The sequence below is a fragment of the Pseudoalteromonas sp. ABE4_541 genome, assembly GCF_056312285.1.
The window spans coordinates 66,473-84,890 of the sequence record NZ_JBSVEM010000014.1 but is presented as its reverse complement, the minus strand read 5'-3'; the positions used below and the strand labels follow the sequence as shown (position 1 = coordinate 84,890).

At 42.8% G+C, this 18,418-nt stretch carries 16 protein-coding genes; 4 read left to right on the top strand and 12 right to left on the bottom strand.

Translation table 11 applies throughout. The features are described 5' to 3' along the window. Nucleotides 1-7: 7 nt before the first annotated feature. The 10 genes from ACW689_RS14250 to ACW689_RS14205 all read right to left on the bottom strand — a co-directional run bounded on the left by ACW689_RS14250 (nt 8) and on the right by ACW689_RS14205 (nt 10,472). On the bottom strand, nt 8-1,438 hold the full coding sequence (locus ACW689_RS14250; protein WP_476292483.1) for a di-heme oxidoreductase family protein: 1,431 nt from the start codon (nt 1,436-1,438) through the stop codon (nt 8-10). After that, entirely contained in the window at nt 1,438-3,120 is a 1,683-nt protein-coding gene (locus tag ACW689_RS14245; protein WP_476292481.1) for a di-heme oxidoreductase family protein, read from the bottom strand. The genes ACW689_RS14250 and ACW689_RS14245 overlap by 1 nt, the downstream gene beginning before the upstream one ends. An 83-nt stretch (nt 3,121-3,203) precedes the next feature. Continuing rightward, complete coding sequence (locus ACW689_RS14240) at nt 3,204-4,649, bottom strand: imelysin family protein (protein ID WP_476292479.1); 1,446 nt, start codon at nt 4,647-4,649, stop codon at nt 3,204-3,206. 181 nt (nt 4,650-4,830) lie between these two features. Continuing rightward, the gene (locus ACW689_RS14235) at nt 4,831-6,825 is read right to left on the bottom strand and encodes a TonB-dependent receptor plug domain-containing protein (RefSeq protein ID WP_476292477.1); all 1,995 of its coding nucleotides are present in this window, start codon (nt 6,823-6,825) and stop codon (nt 4,831-4,833) included. Between the two features lie 134 nt (nt 6,826-6,959). Beyond that, the gene (locus ACW689_RS14230) at nt 6,960-7,220 is read right to left on the bottom strand and encodes a CBU_0592 family membrane protein (RefSeq protein WP_476292475.1); all 261 of its coding nucleotides are present in this window, start codon (nt 7,218-7,220) and stop codon (nt 6,960-6,962) included. Between the two features lie 289 nt (nt 7,221-7,509). Beyond that, on the bottom strand, nt 7,510-7,761 hold the full coding sequence (locus tag ACW689_RS14225) for a hypothetical protein (RefSeq protein WP_476292473.1): 252 nt from the start codon (nt 7,759-7,761) through the stop codon (nt 7,510-7,512). Nucleotides 7,762-7,764: 3 nt separating this feature from the next. Further along, nucleotides 7,765-8,169, bottom strand: coding sequence for a DUF1761 domain-containing protein (locus ACW689_RS14220; RefSeq protein ID WP_476292471.1), 405 nt, complete (start codon nt 8,167-8,169; stop codon nt 7,765-7,767). Between the two features lie 72 nt (nt 8,170-8,241). After that, on the bottom strand, nt 8,242-8,760 hold the full coding sequence (locus ACW689_RS14215) for a response regulator transcription factor (RefSeq protein ID WP_476292469.1): 519 nt from the start codon (nt 8,758-8,760) through the stop codon (nt 8,242-8,244). Continuing rightward, nucleotides 8,757-9,995, bottom strand: a complete 1,239-nt coding sequence (locus tag ACW689_RS14210) for an ATP-binding protein (RefSeq protein ID WP_476292467.1) — start codon at nt 9,993-9,995, stop codon at nt 8,757-8,759. The genes ACW689_RS14215 and ACW689_RS14210 overlap by 4 nt, the downstream gene beginning before the upstream one ends. Before the next feature lie 75 nt (nt 9,996-10,070). Continuing rightward, entirely contained in the window at nt 10,071-10,472 is a 402-nt protein-coding gene (locus ACW689_RS14205) for a nuclear transport factor 2 family protein (protein WP_476292465.1), read from the bottom strand. A 140-nt stretch (nt 10,473-10,612) separates the two neighbouring features. Between ACW689_RS14205 and ACW689_RS14200 the strand changes: the two genes are divergently transcribed. Next, nucleotides 10,613-11,692 (top strand): beta-ketoacyl-ACP synthase 3, encoded by a 1,080-nt coding sequence (locus tag ACW689_RS14200; RefSeq protein ID WP_476292463.1) that lies wholly within the window; start codon nt 10,613-10,615, stop codon nt 11,690-11,692. Nucleotides 11,693-11,940: 248 nt separating this feature from the next. Continuing rightward, a complete protein-coding gene (locus ACW689_RS14195; RefSeq protein ID WP_476292461.1) occupies nt 11,941-13,407 on the top strand; it encodes an aminoacyl-histidine dipeptidase in 1,467 nt (488 codons plus the stop codon). A 46-nt stretch (nt 13,408-13,453) separates the two neighbouring features. Here ACW689_RS14195 and ACW689_RS14190 read toward each other — a convergent pair whose 3' ends face one another. After that, on the bottom strand, nt 13,454-14,824 hold the full coding sequence (locus ACW689_RS14190; RefSeq protein ID WP_476292583.1) for a leucyl aminopeptidase family protein: 1,371 nt from the start codon (nt 14,822-14,824) through the stop codon (nt 13,454-13,456). Between the two features lie 65 nt (nt 14,825-14,889). After that, nucleotides 14,890-15,255, bottom strand: a complete 366-nt coding sequence (locus tag ACW689_RS14185; RefSeq protein WP_476292459.1) for a hypothetical protein — start codon at nt 15,253-15,255, stop codon at nt 14,890-14,892. An 88-nt stretch (nt 15,256-15,343) separates the two neighbouring features. Here ACW689_RS14185 and ACW689_RS14180 point away from each other — a divergent pair, with 88 nt between their 5' ends. Together ACW689_RS14180 and ACW689_RS14175 are read left to right on the top strand one after the other, a co-directional pair. After that, on the top strand, nt 15,344-15,505 hold the full coding sequence (locus tag ACW689_RS14180) for an oxidoreductase-like domain-containing protein (RefSeq protein ID WP_476292457.1): 162 nt from the start codon (nt 15,344-15,346) through the stop codon (nt 15,503-15,505). Nucleotides 15,506-15,764: 259 nt separating this feature from the next. After that, nucleotides 15,765-18,368, top strand: coding sequence for a TonB-dependent receptor plug domain-containing protein (locus ACW689_RS14175; RefSeq protein WP_476292455.1), 2,604 nt, complete (start codon nt 15,765-15,767; stop codon nt 18,366-18,368). Nucleotides 18,369-18,418: the final 50 nt, after the last annotated feature.

Sequence of the window (18,418 nt, the reverse complement as noted above, 5' to 3'; positions counted from 1 at the left end):
TCTAATATTAAATTTGTTCTAAAAAATAGATAAGCGACGCACGCTCATCTGCCGTCAAATGACGAAAAACCGTTTGTTGTTGGCTCGCTTCACCGCCATGCCACAAGATTGCTTCCTCTATAGTTCTCGCTCGGCCATCATGTAAAAAGGCCGCATATCCCTGCACGCGCTTTTGTAAACCAATCCCCCAAAGCGGCGGCGTGCGCCACTCAGAACCACTTGCTAAGTTTTCTACACCACCATCGGCAAGCCCCTCACCCATATCGTGCAGCGCTAGATCCGTATACGGATAAATAACTTGATTTCTCAATGCCTTAACAGAGTGTTCATCGCCAGTCACGTACTTAGGTGTGTGACAGGTGTCACAGCCAATTTGATAGAAAAGCACCCGGCCTTTTTGTGCCCGCTCACTTTTAAGATCTCTTGCCTTTGGCACAGCAAGCATTTGACTCATATACACGGTCAAGTCGTGTAGCTTTTTCGGAATATCTAAAGTGCTAGGTGGGTCAATACTTGCGGCAATTAAACACGCTTTTTGGACATCGGTGCAGCTCTCTTTGGCAAAAAGAGGATTAGTAATTCCAATATCATTAACAAATGCGCCGGCAACTTGCTGTTCCAGTGTGCTATGTAAACCCTTAAAGCCAAATCGTCCTATTTTGGTTTGTTGAGTTACAGTATCAGTCACCATATTGTATTTAGCACTGATCCCATCTTGATTGCTATCTTCAGCATCCTGCTGAACTAACAGATCACCCTCGCTGATCGCATCAAGCAACCCCATGCCGTAAACTGCCGGTGCATAGCGCCCAGACAATACAGTATCTTTTTCAAGCTTTCCGTAGTTTAAGTCTGAAAGCTGATATGTTGGCCGCCTTAATCGATAAGCACTTCCATCGGTATATTTTCCTGAAACTTCAATATAAGTAACAGTAACTTGCCCTTCTGGTTTTACGGGGTTGGTTAACTTAGGATGTGACAACCTAATGGCAATAGGCTGTAACTGGCCACCATAGTTCAGATCATGTCCATAGCGATTAGTTTTCAATAACCTAAAGAGCAAAGCTGGCGTTGCTTTACTGCCAGAGCCTGCTAACTTCCCTCGTCCTCCGTCGTTGTGGCAAACTTTGCATGAACGAGCATTAAACAAGGGACCCAGACCATCTCTGTCTTTCGTAATTGCAGGTGAAGCAACCCAAGGATCGCGGAAGAACGAAAAACCATCCCAAAAATCCAATTGCTCCATCGTCGGAACATTTCCCGCAGGGTGAATAAAGGTTCTGTGCGCTGGCCTCCTAGTCGTTACCCCTCCACCGGGATACATTTCTTGCAGAGAAAATTTTGGCACCTTTTCTATTTCGCTATCTGGCACCGCTACCTTCATTGATGTCGCAGCGCTGCTCAGTAACGCTGCCATCGCGACACTTGCTATCAACATTACAAGCTACCAAGAAAAGCCAGTAATGCCGAACGCTGTTCCTTGTCCATAGTAACGTAAGCCTGCTGTGAATGACTCGCTTCCCCTGCGTGCCAAAGAATAGCTTCTTCTATGGTGCGCGCGCGTCCGTCATGCAAGAAGGTTGCTTTTGGGTTCACTGTTTGCACTAAGCCCAAACCCCAAAGCGCAGGCGTTTTCCATTCACTGGCCGATGCCTCACCTTCAGGTCTGCCATCCGCAAGCCCCTCACAGCGCTGGGTGTAAATACACCTTGCACCTTCTTCACAGGCTTCACCTGAAGGAAGCTCTTTGCTCACCTTGCATGATCCCCCCATATCGTGCAGTAACAGATCTGTATAGGGATAAATAACCTGCTGTTCCAGCGCGCTGATATTGGTTTTAGTTTCTTTTAAAGTCACTAAATCTACATCTCCTAACACACTCCCCAGCGCCGTACCCGTTTTAAATCTAGGTACATGACAACTGTGACAATTAGCCGCATAAAACTGAGTACGTCCCGCACTAACCGATTCATCCCAAACACCTGTACTTTCGCTATATCCACGACGCTTTGGCACTGCCAATGTACGGTTGTAAAACTCAACTTGGGCTAGGTCCACGTCGTTCAGATCAACACCATCATGATGCTTGTCGTTTTCAGTTTGCGCTTGAGCGATACACGCATGTTGACTTTCTGTACAAGGCTCTTGAGGGTTAATTGAGTTTGTCACCCCCATGTCTCCACGATATGCACCAGAAATTTGCTGTAATACAGAGCCCGTCACTGCTTTTTGGCCAAAACGCGCTATTTGCTGTTGCCCGGTCACTGGATTAGTTGTGTACGCTGCTCGGCCGGAAATACCATCTCCATCTACGTCCTCAGGATCCGCATAAGCGAGCAGGCTTGACTCCGGAATGCTCTCTAATAAGCCAGAGCCATAAACGTGTGGTGTCACGCGTGGCGAAAATTGCACGTCATCCATAAAGTCGCCATAGGCAAGATCTTTGATTTTATAAACCGGTTTACGTAGGGTGTATTGTTCGCCATCAGCAAATTGGCCTGTAATCGTTTCGTACTCAACCCAAGTATACGCTTCACCGTAAGCTAAACCATCATCTAAGGCACCTCGATACTTTGCGAGCACTCCGGCTGCCCCAAAAATTTGGAGCTGGTCACCGTATATTGGGTCAATATTGCCTTGACTATCACCTATGCGTAAGAACATGCTCGACATTGGCTCATCAGCATTGGTTGGTACTTGTCCACGACCATCTTTAATATGGCAACCCTGACAACTCGTATTATTGAATAACGGTCCCTGACCATCGTGGTTACTTCTAAAGGTATGATCACCGGCTTTAAACACCGCGTCTAATGCAGGTATATCGACAACAGCTGGCAACGCTTGGCTGTAGGCATTTTGATCGATAATATTTGTTGTAGCTTGGCCCGCAGATAAGTGCTCCATTTCATCCGCTTTATTGATAAGTAAAGGAGATAGCCCATCGTTTACTTTGGTTTTGAATGCGTGATTTTCTATTGAAACTGATGTATCAGTTCCGTTATTGTTACTTTCAGTGTTCTTTGTGCTGTCTGCGGAAGAACTTTCAGACCCACCGCCACATGCGCTGAGCGCAGCCAACGTTGAAGCCATTACAAGTGTATTAAGTATGTTTTTCATTTTCAGTGCCCCTACAGCTGATCCGATATACTGGATCAGAAACTGAAAAGGCTGGTATTGCACCAGCCATTTATCGCTTGTTATTAAATGTTTTCTTCAGTGTCTTGTTTTAAGTCTTCTGCAGATACACCTAATGCGTCGATTGCTTTTTGGATAAGATCCGTTTGTGCCGCAAGTGCCGTAATAGCCGCATAGATTGCTTCTTGATCCGCTGCTTTTTGAATTTGCGTGTCAAAAGGCATACCCGCTTTCGCTTTAGTATCAATAACTAAAATAGTATCCATTGTTTTATCGAGTGCGGCTTTTAACTCAATTGCTAGCGCTTCATGGCCTTTGGTAATGAGTAAGTTATGGATACTCGGACCAGATAACTCTAAACCATTTGTGCGAGTGTAAAGACCAAGATAGGTATTACGAATACCTTTAGCATTTAGCCAAATATCGCGGTGTGTGTTATCAGAAAAACACGAATGTTCATCTTCTTGTGAGTCAGTACGAACAGCAATACTCATTCGCTCACCTGCCAATTCGCCAAAACTCAAACGACCCATACTTTCCAACATGGCACCTAAGTTTTTAGCTGCATTTTCTGCTTTAACAGTATCTTGATAGTGGAAACCTGTTTCTGGGTGCCATGCGTCAACAACACTTTGTAAGTCCTCAACTAAAAGTTGTGCAGCCGCTTTAAGATATGCGCCACGACGGTTACAGATCTCGTCATCAGCACCTTGCTCACCTGATGTACAGGTTCTACCGTTATCTTCTTGTGCAGGAATTGTAGCGGTTGTGTAGTAATCCGTCACAGGACGGTGACCAGCAGTGTAGTCACGCTGTGCAGTGTAAGTTAAATCCGCATTTAAATCCTGACCCCATAACAAAAATTCAATTGCGTGATAGCCAGAAGTCACATTTGCTTCCTCACCATCTAACTCAAATTTTTCTCTGATCAGATCTGCTGTGATCTGTGGAAATTCGAGTGCATCTTGAATGATATTGCCACCAGCTTGATACACCGTGGCATTACCGCGTGCCTCGTTACCATCCATGTCGATAGTATAATCAATCAATGCCTCAGCTAATGGCCAAGCATTAATTGCCCCTTCAGGGCCTTGACCATCTTCAAGCACTGATTCACCATTTGCATTTTTAATTAACGCGTCAATTGGACCTTCACGGAATCTAAACACTTCAGATTGCCCATATGACTCACGCGCACTTAGCCAAGCTTGTTTAGCTGCAACAAAGTGCGCCTCTGTTGGTTCAGCAACAAAATTATCAATTGCAGTTTTTAATGCTTGCGCGTCCGTCAAAGAGTCTGAATATACGACGTAAGCATGCTCAGCATTAGTTGCAACGACGTTTTCAAACGTTGCGACCGCTTTAACAACTTCATTATCTTTACCGTTAGTCTGCTCTGCCTGACCTGTACCAGTATCAACTGGAGGCGTCACTTTATTGTCATCGCCGCCACAAGCCGCCAAAACGCCTACACAAACTAAAGAGAGCGCAAGATTTTTAATATTTTTCACAATTATACCCAGATTTTGTATGGTTATTATTAGCGGGGGGGGATGTTAACTAACAATCGACATGCGTTCAATAATTATTTTCATTTAGATTTACAGACTTATTAAAGGACCATGATAAACTTCTATAAATCAATTAGATGTTAAAAAGGAGATAATACTAGTTGTTTGATTATGCAAGAAATTAAAACTTTTTAACGTATTGAAGCTTTAAACTTCTGCCAGTGCCGGGCATTTTTCCGTCTAGCATGCGCGGCTCAAAAACATCGTAATGTTTATCAAACAAATTCGCCGCTTTGAGGGCAATTGATTGTTTATTTGACAACTTCCATAAAAAGGAACCACCAAACAAAAAATAAGCTTTTTGATCAACACTGTCTATCGTATCAGGCTCAGGACTTTGAACAAAAACAGCGTCTCGCCAAATTGCGTTCAGACTAATTTGAAAAGCGCCTGCTTTATGTGTGACTGCAGCCGCAGCAAAACGTTTAAAGCTTGGATTAAAAGGCTCATCGAATAAATGGGTGTAACCAAGCTCAAACCAAGTGACGCTGGATAAGTTAAATTTACCGTTAAACTCATATCCTTTCATATTCGTGTTGAAGATATTTTGAAACGTAAAGCGCCCAAGTTGGGCCCTGATTGGCACAAGGTTAATGAAGTCTTTCAACTGGTTTTCAAACAATACGAGGTCCAGCTCCCATTTTTCCCGTTGTGTATGCCACACAAGCTCTGTTGTTTTTACATACTCCGACGTCAGGTTTGGGTTACCCACTGTTACATCATCGTTCGAATTCAGTTCATTGCTGACCGGGGTTCTGAATGACTCACCATACTGCAGTTTAATAGTATCATGCTCAGAAAGTGAATAAATGGTGGCGATGCGAGGAGAAAACTTGCTATCAATATGTTTTACGTCATCATATCTGGCGCCAACAAATAGCGTTAATCTTTCACCATAATTATATTTTAGTTGTCCATATACAGCTGTTGAGTCGAAAGATTGCAATAAGTTGTTGAAGGGAACGTGAGGTTTAACTTTACGGATGTAGCCTTGGTAATATTCTTCACCAATATTCACATCACCCAGCTCAAAGTCGTAGTAGCTTGAGTTAATACCCGCTTCAGATTGCTTTTCCTCTGAATATTCTGCACCAAAATTAAATGACAAAGTTGGATCGAAACGGTATGCAATATCAAAGTTAAACGTAAGGTCTTTTGACTGCCAAGATGGCCCGACAAAAAAGTCATGCTCCAAACCCAGCTCTTCACCAGAGGCAATAAGTCCTGCAGAGTCAATATCATGTCTGATATAGCGTATTGAGGTATCTACATCAAATTGATTGTTACTGAGCAATGTATACTCTAAAGAAAGCGCAGTATTGCGACTTTTATGAAAATTGTTATTTGACCATCCCGCCAAGTTTACAAACCCATCGAGCTTAGTTTGGTTGTGCCATGCCGACAGTTTCAACTTTTGCCAATTTGTACCTAATTCAACAAAGTAGCTTTCATATGGATCCCTGATCCCCTGTCGGTATTGTTCGCCATCCTGTCCTTGCCACGAGACATTACTGAAAATTGATAAGGTGTCTGAAAGTTTATGATTAAAACTGGCCGCTAACTGGTTGTAACCATTTTCCCCAACACCCAAACTGACTTGATTACGCGCTTTGAGTGTCACAATATTCATGACACCCAAAAATGCATTACTACCATATAAAGCAGAACCTGGGCCGCGAATAAATTCAACTTTATCAATCATCTCAACAGCAATGTGTGGCATGTAAACAGAAGCCTTACCAAAAGACGCTTCATTGAGCCTCTGACCATTGATCATCACCAGTACATTACCACTATCTAAATACACGCCCCGAGTGTGCTCTTTGGGCACAGCGCCAACCCAGTCTCCCCGAGTTGATTGGAACCCAGGCACATAATTCATTAAGTCATATACATTGGCAATGCCAAGCAGTGCCATGTGCTGTTGTGTAAAAACAGTAATACTGGAGGGAACAGACGCACGAGTTTCATCTGTTTTTGTCGCTAAACTAATATTGACGTCAAGAAGCTCTTCAAAAGAAAGGTCAAAAAGGTCTGGATCATTATTTGCGAATACGGCTGTATTTGCCTGCGTAGCAAACAAAAGCGCTAAAGAGATCTTTAAGGATTTTACCATAGCTCAGCCTAACAACATGCACTGCTAACTGACACCATGTAAATTAAATGATAACAGCACAGCGACCTTCATTTCTTACTAATAATACAAATGATAGGCTGCCGTGCAAGCTTTAATGTGTAATTTATTGAAATTTATGTAGCAATCGCTTGTTTAGCTTTAAAATACTTCACCAGTCCAATGATTGAAGCTGCAATCCAAAATAACTCAATAACAAAACTTGCCAAGTTAAAGTTATAACACAAGCTGATCAGCAACAAAATTGCGCCTGTCAGATTCATGAGGTTATAGGTTAAGCTCTCAGGAGATGCTTTACCCAATTGCAACATAAAGAATGCACCCACTACTAAGCCAGTACCACTCATACCAATTACATCAAATAATAAATCAATCATGTTTTTGTCCATAAACGCCCACACGTAGGCAATTTAATGTTCACCCAAACACACTGGCCCAAATCCATGGGAAGGGTGATTTTCAATCGTTGAAACAGCACAAACTGGCTAATACTATCAGTAGACCTGTTTTTAAAAAGGATATATGTCCGCTATTTAAGTAACCTCAGCTGCGGATAAGAGTTTTGACGGTTCGCAATAAAGACATTGCGACTATTTCGACATCCAATGATGATATTTCGCCCAATATCAAGGTAAATTCGCTTATGTTCAACTGAGGTTGCTGAAGCTACTTAGCTCGCACTTTGCCGCCAATAAATTTTATGGCAGGTGTCCCCCTGATTAACATCTCACGAGCAAAAACTTGCCCACAGTTTGGACAGTGAAGATTATCAAGTGTGTGGTTTTTGACAATGCGTTCAATGAAACACTTTACTAACGCACCTTTGCCACCTTTTCGGTATTTGAAAAGAGCGGCTGAGCAGTGGGCACAATAGATATCGATGGTCTTCGTTGGAGCCTTCTTATTTGGTTTTGCCAAAACTTACCCTGTGATACTTAAAATGACCCCCATTAAAACAAACTGACAGATGTGATAGCCACCATTTATTAAAAATAATCTAAACGGTCGTTGCTCAAAGATGTAACTGATACCTAATGCAGTGGATACAAGTCCAGCGCCAACCATACAGCCCAATAGAAAAGAATCGAATAACGGAGGATCGCTGCCTAACAGCAAAGCCATGCTCATAGAGGCACATAATGCAAGCACCAACGCTCCTCCATAAATAAGTTTAGGGTCGCTTTGTTTTAGGTCCAGCTCAGTTAGCCCACACCCTTCTAGCCATGCATTACCAAATAGCCACGGAGAGTACCACAGCCCTCCCAACATGAAAGACGATAATGCAGCCAAAAGTATGGCGCCATAATTTAAATCGAATATTTGCATAAGATTAGTTGATATCTACTCATCATTTCAATTTAGTAAATAACCGTTCTGCTAGCAAACCAAGGTGAAAAATTACTTTTGAGCTGGGCGTTTTTGTAATTTTCTTTGTAGTGTTCGTCGATGCATATTGAGTTGCCGAGCGGTTTCTGACACATTACCGTTGTTGAGCTTGAGCACCTGTTGAATATGCTCCCACTCAACTCGCTCCGCCGACATCGTTTGCGAGCAAGATATAGCGTCCGTGTTCTGTCCCAGCAAGGTTTTTACAATTAAGCTGGTGTCCGCAGGCTTAGTGAGATAATCGTCCGCACCTTTTTTCACTGCATCAACCGCAGTAGCAATACTAGCAAACCCTGTAAGCAACACTATTTTGCTTAATGGTAACTTAGCTCTGATTTGCTCGATATAATTTAGCCCTGATTCTCCGGCAAGATTCATATCAAGTAACACATAACTAGGTTGCCAAGATTGGCAATCATTTAAGATGTTCGCAGCCTCATTTGTAATCTTCGACTCAAAACCAAACTTGCTTAAACGTCTGGCTAACGCATTAGAAAATGCGACATCATCTTCAATAATTAGCATTTTCATTCGCTTTTCTCTTTCATAATCAGCGGTAACCTAACAACCGTTGTTGCCCCCAGATTTGGATGATTTTCTATTGTCATTACTCCGTTCAATCGCTCTAATGTCGCGTGCGACAGCAACAATGCCATACCGAACCCATGCTCACTGGGAATAAGTTCATGTCCTAACATGACTAGTTTATCAGGCTCGATCCCTGCGCCATGATCAGTAATAGAGAATTGCCATGTTTTATTAATAATTTTACTGGTGATCAATAAATCCGTGTGGTTGGACTGTTCATTAGCCCGGGCAGAATTTGCAACAATATTGAGTAGTGCCGGCACGAGCATCGGATCGGCACTAACATCCCCATGCGCATGTTGCTCCACCACATCAAAGCGCTGCTCAGGGTATTGCATCACAACTAACTCGTTCAATGTTTTTAATATATTTTCAATGCTTTGAGAACGTTCAGATGTCGTATTTCTTAAGTATTCAGCTTGCGCTCGAAAACCATCTAAATGAGTTTTACATTGTCCAAGCGCTTGTTCAAAATCTTGCCACAACTCGTGTTGCGGGGTTTCTTCTTTTAACTCTTCAAACAGCATATTCAGTGTACCTATCGGAGTTGCTAACTGATGAGTTACTTGTGCACCTGCGGCCCCTAATGCCATCATTTGCTCGTTCTTAAGCTGCTTTTCTCTTACTCTTGCTAGGCTCTTTTCTCTTTGTTGCAACTTGTGGGCCAAAGCCATGACGACAAACACAATAACAAGTACACTAAATACAAAATTAACGAGCATCCCTTGTAGGTGTCCAGTCATGTCCACGTGATGCACATGCTCCATCGGCATGCTAAAAAACAGATACAAATAGCTCGCCACCGCCAAACTTGAGATCAACAGTACATACTTTTTAGGTAAGGTAACTGCCGCTATAACGATAGGTAAAAGTAGCAAAGACACAAAGGCATTACTTGCCCCCCCCGACAGTGACAATAAAATTGTCAAAAAAACAATATCAGCCAGTAGTTGTAACAACATCCCTGAGAAGGCTGCTTCATGGGTATTTCGATAAGCATATACGCTAACGAGTTGAAATACCGACTCCAACGCTATCACTGTAAGTGCGGGAAACAAATCAATGTCTTTAGAAAACATGTAGGTACTGGCTAGCACCATAGTTAATTGAACGACTATCGCAATTGTTCTTAGAAGTAACAACCTTCCAATCGCTGAACTGGGAGAAAATGCAATCATAGCTTTTTAAAAGATATTAAAAATTGGCGATAATCTATCGGACTCAGATTAAATAACAAGAACTAAATATTTAGATCAGTCTTCCATATGCAGTGAAAACTCTGGACATGGAGTACCTTGATGAAAAACAAGCCGCCAACTTTGTTGCTCTAAACGCCATAAAGACATTCTAACAGAATAACTGAGAGGATATTTCACACTTCGCCGGTAAGCAGCTTGATAACTAAGTTGGACAAGGTTTTCTGCCAGCATACGCCCAGTAAATGCTTGATTATAAAACTGTGGCACCTTTTCATCGGGCAACCTTGAAAGCACATGCGTTTTATTAAACATTAGACCATTGGCCGATATCTCATAAAAGTCATCACTTAATAACTGGTCCAACATATCGCCCGAACGCCTTACACTCGGCTCTAATAACTGCCTTTCTAATGTGATTAGGTGTTCTAGCAACTCAGATTTAATTTTGTTCGTCATAATACCTTATAGATCAAGGCATACCATACACCAAGTCTAGTTCAGGCAACGCCTTAAAAGCAATATCAACTGGTGATCAGTTGTGATATTTGATATAAACGCAGGCAAATGACCGCTGGTCAGACAAGAATGAGAACATTATGATTTATGCAAAAATTACGGGATGGGGGAAGTGCGTTCCACCAGCCAAGATTACAAATGACGAACTAAGCCAAATTGTTGATACCAATGATGAGTGGATCAGTACCCGCACAGGCATCAAAGAGCGCAGAGTCAGTCATGTGAGTACTGTTGAACTTGCCACTATTGCAAGTAAACATGCATTGGCTTGCGCAGGGCTCTCTGGCAAAGATATAGATCTCGTTCTTTTAGCTACCTGTACACCCTCAACAGTTGTTGCAAATTCAGCATCATTGGTACAGAAAAATATTGGTGCAACTGGCGCTGCGGCTTGTGACACCAATGCTGCATGTTCTGGGTTTTTATATGCACTACAAAACGCGACAGCTCAAATTCAAGCAGGAATGATTAAGCGTGCTGTTGTCGTTGCAGCTGAGCGAATGACCTGGTATGTGAACTGGGCAAAGCGAGACAGCGCCGTATTATTCGGTGATGGTGCTGGTGCCGTAATATTAGAGGCAAGTGAAGAGCCTTGTGGGCTTTTAGGCACTAAAACAGGCTGTGATAGTGAAGATAGAGACATTTTACATATCGCTAACTACGGTACTGATATGAATAAGTACCAGCCAACAGGGCCGTCTGATCTGTTATTTGAAGGTCGTGAAATATTTAAGCGTGCGGTTAAAGGTATGAGCGAAGCATGTGATGATGTACTGTCTCAAGCTAAGCTGCAATTGGAGGATATTGATGTATTAGTACCTCACCAAGCCAATTTACGCATCATTCAAGCCATTCAGCAACGTCTTGACATTGCTGATGATAAAGTGATGGTCAATATCGATAAATACGGCAACACATCAGCTGCGACTATTGCCATAGCATTGTGTGAAGCGGTCGAGAATGGCTTAATTAAGCCACATAGCAACATCATGTCTGCGGCATTCGGTGCCGGACTAACATGGGCAGCAAGCTATATTAAATGGGGTGACAGAATCACACCTATCGCGCAAAGTGATGCAGCTTTAGCTCCTTGTGATAAAACCGGTCTCGAATTGATAGAGCCAGCGGTACAAGCGTGTAGAGCTACAACGCTTAACTAAGTAGTCTATTTTAAAGCTAAAAAACCTTGTCGGTAGCACCGCTACCGACAAGGTACCTACATCCATGTAGGTAAGGCAAAAATTTCGTGATGCCGTCGTTCTAAATAAGAAATTTTTAACGCCGCTACCATCAGGTTTAATCCCTTAAAATGAATAAGTGTAATTGCGGATTGGTCTAAATAAAGCGGTCGCTTTGTCCCCTGCTTGAATGATAAAATCCGCCAATCCATTTAAGTAGGGGAAGCACTTTGTTTAAACCACATACTGAAATTAGCCAATTAGAACCACAAGCAATTTGGCAGTTTTTCGACCAGATCTGCGCAATACCTCATCCATCAAAACACGAAGAAGCGCTCGCACAGTTTATTGTTGACTGGGCAAACTCACAAAACCTTGAAGTTCGCCGTGACAAAGTTGGTAATGTTTTTATTAAAAAGCCAGCCACTACGGGTATGGAAAATAGAAAGCCTGTTGTGTTGCAAGCCCACATCGATATGGTGCCACAAAAAAATAACGATACGGACCATGACTTTACCAAAGATCCCATCAAGCCCTATATTGACGGCGAATGGGTAACTGCAACAGGCACAACCTTAGGTGCAGACAATGGCATCGGTATGGCATCCTGTTTAGCTGTTTTGGCCGCTGATGACATCGCCCATGGTCCATTAGAAGTATTACTTACGATTGACGAAGAAGCAGGCATGACTGGCGCATTTGGCTTGGAAACAGGCTGGTTAGAAGGCGACATTTTGCTTAACACCGACTCTGAGCAGGAAGGCGAAATATACATGGGTTGTGCAGGCGGTGTAGACGCTAGCCTGGTATTAACGATTGAACGCGAAGAAGTTCCAAATTTGAGTCATTTTGAAGTTGCATTGAAAGGCCTCAAAGGGGGTCACTCTGGCGTAGATATTCATACTGGTCGCGCGAACGCAAACAAACTCCTCGCTCGCTTTTTGAAAAACCACATAAATGGCATTGATTTACGACTCGTGTCTATCAAAGGTGGCTCTTTGCGTAACGCCATTCCACGCGAAGCATACGCGCATATCGCTCTACCCCAATCTCAAGTTGAGCAATTTAAGCATGCATTAGCCCAATTTGAACAGCTTGTAAAAGAAGAGTTGTCGAGTATTGAAACCAATATTTGCTTATCCGCATTGAGCATTGCACCATCACATTTACCGTTAACTAACCAAAGCCAAAACCAATTGTTAGCCTTGCTCAACGCCTGTCCAAATGGCGTTGTGCGCATGAGCGATGATATTGCTGGTGTCGTTGAAACATCTCTGAACATGGGCGTGATTTCAACAAATGACGAGCAGATGGAAGTATTGTGCTTAATACGCTCATTGATTGATTCTGGTAGAGAAGACGTCGCAGGCACATTAAGCTCACTTGCTTCTCTAGCTGGTGCCGAAGTCGCATTCTCTGGCGCATACCCAGGTTGGAAACCGGATCCAAACTCGCAAATAACCGCTATATTTCGTGATGTTTACGAAGGCATTTATGGTAAAAAGCCTGACATCATGGTTATCCATGCGGGGCTTGAATGTGGCCTGTTCAAAGAACCTTACCCAAATATGGACATGATCTCATTCGGTCCTACGATTAAATTCCCACACTCACCTGACGAAAAAGTAAAAATTGACACGGTTGGTTTGTACTGGGAGCAAATGAAAGCAATTTTGGCAAATATCCCGAAAATATAACCACTCAAATAGCAGGCATTTCTCAATGCCTGCTTTCATTCTCTATTTATTCGCCTTTATAACGTGCTTGCAAATAATTAAATGTCGCCCTCAGTCCCAATCCTTCGCCACCAACTGGACGACCAGGTAATGGGCGTAAGTTCCATGCCATCACATCAAAATGTACCCAAGGAGTTTGTTCTGGTTCTACAAATTCTTGGAGATAGAGAGCTGCGGTAATGGCACCACCAAACGGCGTAGTACCACAGTTAGCGATATCTGCAATGTCGCTTTTAAAGAGCGCTTTATATTGACTAAACAGGGGTAATTGCCAAACAGGGTCTTGATGCGATAACCCTTGTTGCATCAAATCCTGTGCTAGCTGTGTGTCTGTACTAAAAAAGCCTGGTAATTCGGTACCCAGTGCAACACGACAAGCACCCGTTAAAGTAGCAAAATCGATCAGCAGATCGGGTGATTCATTTTGCGCTTCTGCTAGCGCGTCGCAAAGCACCAACCGCCCTTCAGCATCCGTATTATCGATTTCTACTGTAATACCTTTGCGAGTTTTGATCACATCCCCTGGTCTAAATGCATTTTTAGAAACAGCATTTTCTACCGCTGGCACCAACACACGCAAACGGACTGGCAAATTCGCAGCCATGATCATGTGAGCAAGACCCAGAACATGAGCCGCTCCCCCCATGTCTTTTTTCATGTTGCGCATACCAGATGCTGGCTTTAGATCTAAACCACCCGAGTCGAAGCACACTCCTTTGCCAACTAGTGTCAACTTCGGATGCTTATTCTCACCCCAAGTTAAATCCAATAGCCTTGGCTTATTATCACTTGCTCGGCCAACCATGTGGATCGTCGGGTAATTCTGTTCTAATAATTCATCACCGATGATCTGGCTAAAGTCACCGCCAAACTGTTCAGCGAGCTCAGTCATTACCTCAGCTAAGTGCTGAGGCATCATATCAGCGGCTGGCGTGTTAATAAGATCTCTCACCAAATAAATTGCTTGAGCACTGTGCATCACTTCATCAAAGATTTGCTTATCTGAGATGGCAAGCTGAGCCTCTACTTTCGATACCTCTTTGTAGGCGGAAAATTGATATGCACCAAGAACAAAAGAGAGCGCCTGTTGTTCTACAAACTGACTGTCACCTTGAATTTGGTATATACCTTGCGGCAACTGCTTTGCCAAGTCACCAGCAAGCCACATTGATTCAAGAGAATCAACTACGCAAACAACGGCAGCAAGCTCTGACGTTTCAAGGTTTGGGATCAAAAATGGTGTTGAACTATCGGATTTACCTGAAGCGACGATAGTTTTAACCAGTTTATCTTGGGTAGTTAACCAAGTTTCCAGTTGTGATTTAACGATAAAGTGAATAGGAATGCCTGTATTGGCATGAAGAAGTAATCCGCGCATCATAATTTGTCTCATACTTTTAGCAAGTCTGCGTCAAGAATAACAAGTTATATGCTTTAAATCACTTATTTACGCGATGATTTATTCCCTAAAGAAAAAGAGCTCGGTAAGACATCTACACCTACCCATTGCCCTAACTTTACAATAAGTGGGATAGTCACCGGCGCAAATGGCAGAACAGCAAAAACACCTAACCCTAGGCCTTTCAATAAATCAAGAAACTGTTCATTGGCTATTTTTAATTCTGCTTTATCCGCTTTTCCCTTGGTGTAGCGTTTGTAAATCTCAAGCATTTCTTTCGTTTCTTGTTTTTCTTGAGACAAAGCAGCTTTGAGCTCTAACATCACTCGACGCAACCTTACTTGCTGCTTACGCTTTCCGATACGTACAACACGTATCGGCGCTTTATGTATTACTCTGATCAGCTTCATAAAGTGCCGTTTTCAAACTATTTGTACCAAGTTTAGCAAATTTTCATTTGATGATACTATGTGATTTTAGTCTTAGCGAGTTAAAACAATGTGTAGCCAAAAAACAAAAGAACTAGAAGAACCACAAAAACCAAAACCTGATGAATGTTGCGGCGGAGGCAGTTGCTGTCCCTGTGTATGGGATGTTTACCGACAAAAGCGCAAAGAATGGTCAAACCACATACAAACCAAACAAATTATGAACAATTAATCGTCTCTCATATTTGCACTTAAAATTTCATTTCCCCCACTATTCTCACCATTTTTTGAAGTTTTTATTTATCTAACCCCCAGTAATTGAACAAAATTATTTAAAAATTTGCCTTTAGCAAAATCACTGCTACGGTTAAAACGGGTGCAAAGAAAGTTTGCATCCCAAGTTAATGATATGTATATATAAGTTGAAAATAAGAGCAAACATGAGTTTTGTGTAAAGCTTATGACAACAATAATCAAACTGGGGAAACAGGATGAAACTACAACTAAACGCGATTAGTCGTGCAATTACTTATGCAATCGCTTCAACTGCGTCTGTTGGAATATTTTCTACTGCCGCGATGGCAGAAGAAGATGGCGCCAAGAAAGAAAAGATCGAAAAAATTGCAGTCGTTGGTTCTCGTGCAGCACCGCGCTCGGTCGGTGACTCACCAGTGCCTGTTGACATCATCGGAGGTGAAGAGTTAAGTAAAGCTGGTGGTGACGACATGTTAGAGCTTTTGAAAGGCTCAGTTCCTTCACTTAATGTGCATCAAAATCCAATCAGCGATGCCGCTTCTTTGGTTCGCCCAGCTAACTTGCGTGGTCTCCCAGCGGACAGCACATTAATACTACTTAACGGTAAACGTCGCCACCGTTCTTCAGTTATTGCATTTTTAGGCGGCGGAATTAACGATGGTGCACAAGGGCCTGATATCTCTGTTATTCCGAGTATCGCTCTCAAGCAAGTGGAAGTTTTGCGTGATGGTGCTGCCGCTCAATACGGTTCAGATGCGATCGCAGGTGTTATCAACTTCGTGCTAAAAGATGCCTCAGAGGGTGGTAGCTTTTCTGTTAAGCATGGCCAATATTTTGAAGGTGATGGCGACACTACAACCTTTGAAGGTAACGTAGGTTTACCATTCTCTGATGATGGTTTTGCAAACTTAAGCTTCCAATACAAAAATGCTGATCCTACAAGCCGAAGTGTGCAGCGACCAGATGCAGCAGCCTATGCAAACGCTGGAGTGCCGGGCGTTCGTAGCCCAGCTCAGGTCTGGGGCGCACCAGAAATTAAAGATGATATCAGCTTATTTGGTAATGTAGGTTTAGATCTTTCTAACGATTCTCAGTTTTACATGTTCGGCAACTACTCTGAGCGTGATGTGAAAGGTGGCTTCTACTATCGTAACCCTCAAACCCGCCCTCAGGTATATTCGAATGATGGTGGTGAAACATTACTTGTCGCAGATTTAGATGGCTTGGATAGCGGTATTGCATGTCCAACAATCAACCTTAAAGATTCTGATGGGAATCAAATCCTTGACGTATCAACTATTCCTGAATATCAACAAATCGCAGCCAACACTGACTTGGGCAATAACTGTTTTGCCTTTAACGAAATTTTGCCAGCAGGCTTTACGCCGTTCTTCGGTGGTAATATCACAGATACGTCTTTAACTATTGGTACCAAAGGTGAAATCACTGACGGATTCATGAAAGGTGCCTACTATGATTTAAGCGGCTCGGTTGGCCGTAACGAATCTCGTTATTTTATTACCAATACAGTTAACGCATCACTTGGTGCTGAAACTCCCATGGAGTTTAGCCCAGGTAAATACATCCAACTTGAGAAAAACTTTAATGCTGATATTTCAAAAGGCTATGATTTCGGCCTAGCCTATGACGTAAACGTTGCTGGTGGTTTAGAGTGGCATGAAGAAACCTTCGAAGTAATTGCCGGTGATGAGGCCTCTTTTATCGCAGGTCCTTTAACAGAGCAAGGTTTCGGTATCGGTTCAAACGGTTTCCCAGGTTTTAAACCTTCAGCAGCAGGTGAATATAGCCGTCGCAACTATGCAGCCTATATCGACATTGAAACTCCGTTCACAGAAGAGTTCTTAATGGGTTGGGCGCTTCGTTTCGAAGACTATGATTCGTTTGGTTCAACCACCAACTACAAGGTAACCGCGCAATTCCAAGCGACTGACGACCTTTCATTCCGTGGCTCTGTCAGTACAGGTTTCCGTGCACCAACTGTTGGTCAAGCAAACGTCAGTAACGTTCAAACTAACTTAAGTAGCGGTGTGTTAGTTGACTCAGCATTGCTACCACCAACAAACCCTGTATCACAAATTCTAGGTGGTACAGAACTCCAACCAGAAGAGTCTGATAGCTATACATTGGGTGCAGTTTATCAATCTGGTGATTTATTCATGACGATTGATTACTACAACATTCAAGTTTCAGACCGTATCAGCCAGTCTGATAAAATCAACTTAACACCTACTCAAAAGGCTGCATTGAAAGCAGATGGCGTACCTAATGTTGACAGCATAGCGCAGGTAAGTTTCTTTACAAACGACTTTGATACAACCACGCAGGGTGTTGACGTAGTAGCGAACTATTCAATGGACCTTTTAGGCGGCTACTCAACATTTGCGTTTGCTTACAATTGGAATGACACTGAAGTTGATAAGTTCTCGGCTATTACGGGCGATTTCAAGGTTAAGCGTTTGGAAAAAGACTTACCTAATCATCGTGCAACCCTGACTTGGACTCAGCAATGGGAAGACTTTACGGGCTTTGTTCGTTATAACTACTTCGGTGAGTATCAAGGTGTGCACGTAGATTATGATGCAACCGCTATCATGGCTGACCCATCTGTGACATTTGATGCAGAAGTAACCTACTTCGCGACTGAAAATATCAGTCTTACATTAGGTGCTAACAACATCTTCGACCAAGAACCAGAGAAGCTTGATTTCGAGCGTGCTACAGGTATTCCAAACAACAATTGGGGTGGTAAGTACTACGAAACCTCGCCTTATGGCATTAACGGTGGTTTCTACTACGTGAAAGCAACCTATACCTTCTAATTTTTTACTGTAACCCAGCAGTAAAGGCGAAATGGCATTGGCTATTTCGC